This is a genomic window from Lactobacillus gallinarum DSM 10532 = JCM 2011, assembly GCF_001434975.1.
Classification (GTDB): Bacteria; Bacillota; Bacilli; order Lactobacillales; family Lactobacillaceae; genus Lactobacillus; species Lactobacillus gallinarum.
In genome coordinates this window covers 1-3009 of the sequence record NZ_AZEL01000025.1, presented here as the reverse complement: position 1 = coordinate 3009, position 3009 = coordinate 1, and the positions used below count along the sequence as shown (strand labels likewise).

2 protein-coding genes and 1 pseudogene are annotated in these 3009 nt (G+C 35.1%); all 3 read right to left on the bottom strand.

Annotated elements, in window-relative coordinates:
• Window positions 1-167: 167 nt before the first annotated feature.
• Window positions 168-635: a Dps family protein gene (locus FC37_RS03810; protein WP_025006478.1), complete on the bottom strand. Its 468-nt coding sequence runs from the start codon at window positions 633-635 to the stop codon at window positions 168-170.
• 22 nt (window positions 636-657) lie between these two features.
• Window positions 658-2022, bottom strand: coding sequence for an FAD-dependent oxidoreductase (locus tag FC37_RS03805; RefSeq protein ID WP_025006477.1), 1365 nt, complete (start codon window positions 2020-2022; stop codon window positions 658-660).
• A gap of 252 nt (window positions 2023-2274) precedes the next feature.
• Window positions 2275-2865: pseudogene (locus tag FC37_RS03800) on the bottom strand (L-lactate permease); the annotation flags it as partial.
• Between the last annotated feature and the right edge of the window lie 144 nt (window positions 2866-3009).

The window sequence follows — 3009 nt, the reverse complement described above, 5'->3', positions numbered from 1 at the left end:
ATTTAAATAAAAAATGAAGCCAAACTTCTTATTATGCTTGACTTTACGTAGAAAAAGCCTCGAAATTATAGTCCAAATTTCAGTTGCTTACGTAAATTGTGATAGAGTTTTTTGCCATAAAAAATAGCGAACCACTACAGATTCGCTATTTTCTCTAAATTTACGACTTATGCATCAATATCTGGAGCCTGACCAAGTTCAGCCGTTAACATCCAAAGCCGCTTTTCAAGATCAGTATGGAAACCAGTCAAAATATCATTAGTAGAGTAATCTCCTTCTTTATCAGAAGCTTCAAGCGCTTCTTCATAGAGCTTATCTAAATAACGATAGCCTGAAATGATCTTTTCAAGTCTTTGTGTATTAGTGAAGTCCCAACTCCCCTTTTCACCAGGAATTTTATTTAATTGAACAACTTCCCTTAAAGTGGCAACAGGTGAACCATCGATGGTAATTAGTCTTTCTGCAAGACCATCAATCTGATCATCTAGTTCATCCATTAAGTCATCAAGATATGGATGCAACTTCAAGAATTGACTGCCGCGCATATACCAATGGTGACGGCGAACAATCATGTGCATATGCAATAAATTAATGACTAATTCATTTAACTTTTCTTTGGTTTCTGGATACTTCATATTGGGACCTACTTTCATTAAATTAGAATTTAGCCCAGCCTAAGGCATGTTGGGCCGCCAAGTTAAGTAGACTCCATTGACGGTCAAAACTTGGTGAGAAGAAGAAATCTTGTTCTGCAAGATCTTCTAAAGTAAGTCTATGGCTAATAGCTAAACTAAGGACATTTCCTTGACCTGTTAAATCATAAGTAGACATTACTGTCCCACCTAAAATTTGGTGGTTAAGCTTATCAAAGGTCAATGCTACATAACCTAATGGGTTATCTTCATCTGGGATGAAGTCAGGACGTAAATGATCTATATATACACTGGTTGTGGCTTCAATTCCAGCAAATCTTGCTGTTCTTGAGTTTAAACCAGTTACTACTGCATGAACATCACCGAATTCTAATAATTGTGCACCAGCTAAGCCGTAGAATGGACGAACTGGCTTTTCTTCGAACAAGTGATTTACAAGATATTGTGCTTCATGTCTAGAAGCGGTTGCTGAAGGAATAGGGATATTTTTATTAGCTGGAATTGAATATGGCCAAATTGCGTCACCAACTGCATAAACATCTGGTAAGTTTGTTCTAAAGTATTCATCTGTTAAGATGTAGCCTGCTTTATTAAGCTTAACCGTGTCTTTTAACCAATCAGTATTTGCCTTAATACCTACAGTAATAATTACTAAATCAGTAGCAACTTCACCCTTATCAGTAACAATTGCTTCAACTGTGCCGTCACCCTTAAAGCCAGTTACTTTGGTGTCCATTAACAAGTCGACTTTCTTATCTGTAAGTTCCTTAGTGAAAACATCAGTAAATTCTTCAGGTAAGTAATTTGAAAGTGGAGCTTCGTTAATATCAATTAAAGTAACTTCCTTACCATGGCTAAGAGCTGCTTCAACTGCAGAAATACCATTACCAGCACCAACAACACTAACCTTCTTAATTGATGGATCATTAAGTGCTTCATTGATCTTGCTTGCCCAGCTGTAGCCACGCATTAAATAAATATGGTCTAGATCATTTCCAGGTACGTCAATGTTTTGTGGGTTAACACCTGGGGTCAAAATCAACTTGTCATAACTTACATCAGTAGTTGTTTGATCAACTGTATTTTTAATTGTGACAGTCTTATTTTCAGGATTTACGGCAATTGCTTCACTATTGTTCTGCAACTTAATGCCACGCTCCTTGAAATCATCTGGTGCAAAGTTGCGAACATTATCTTGTCCGGTAGTTTTTCCTTCAAGAAATAGCTTCATTCCACAAGACATAAATGAAACAAAATCGCTAGCTTCAAATACTTGAACATCTAAGTCCTTATAGCGATCAACTAATTCAATAGCTGCTTCATGTCCAGGATGGGATGCACCGATAATCACAATTTTTGATTTACTCATAAAAATACCCCTTTATAAATATCATAATAATACTAAGATTATAATTTGCTTATTTAGGTAAATTAACCAAGTTAGTAATCCTTGTCCAAAATTATTATCATTCAGACAAATAAATTTTAGCATTAAGTTGATTTGTCAGGAAAGAAAATGCTTACAAAATTCAAAATGTAAAAATTAAAAGCCGTAAAAGATTACTCAAGACTAGCGTTTACGGCTTTTTAATTATTAGCAAAATTTTATAGTTTCGAAAAATTAAAGCATCTTTAACAAGAAACCTGTTGCATATAAGAAGACACAAATTACTAGTAAGTATAATCCACACCATACTAGCATTTTCTTCAAGATAACACCTTCACTACCTTCTTTACCAATTGAAGCAGAAGCGATACTTTGTGGTGAGATCATCTTACCAGCAGTTGCACCAACCATGTTTGAAGCAACTACCTAGTTTGAACTTACGCCTAAAGTCTTTGCTGCTGATAATTGTAAGTTACCAAATAAAACGTTAGCAAAAGTATCTGAGCCGGTAATGAAGGTTCCTAATGCACCAATTAAAAGAGCAATCAATGGGTAAACTGGACCCATAATTCTTACTAAAGTTACAGCTAATGATGATGTCATACCTGAGTAGCCCATTACCTTAGCTAGAGCAACGATTGAACAAATCGTGATAATTGTCTTCCACAAACCTTTGATAACATTCCAAAGGATCTTTAACATATCTTTTAGTGATTCGCCTTGAATACAACCACCAATAAAAGTTGCAACAATGATTAAAGTTCCTGGGGATGCTAACCAATTAAATACAAATGGATGTGCATTCTTCCCTGAGTAGATAATGAGTAAGCGTAAAATAATCAAGTGTATTGAAAAATCACTCTAGTTCTGCTATCTAGAGTGATTTTTTTCGTGTCCTTTATTTACATTCTTTTTACGCGTGGTGCTAGTTAAATCGTTTTAGTTAACAAAAAAAGTCCAATCTTGTTA

What these genes read in the sequence shown, in the direction of transcription:
- FC37_RS03805 (WP_025006477.1), bottom strand. Translation starts at nt 2,022, where the DNA reads ATGAGTAAATCAAAAATTGTGATTATCGGTGCATCCCATCCTGGACAT.
- FC37_RS03810 (WP_025006478.1), bottom strand. Translation starts at nt 635, where the DNA reads ATGAAGTATCCAGAAACCAAAGAAAAGTTAAATGAATTAGTCATTAAT.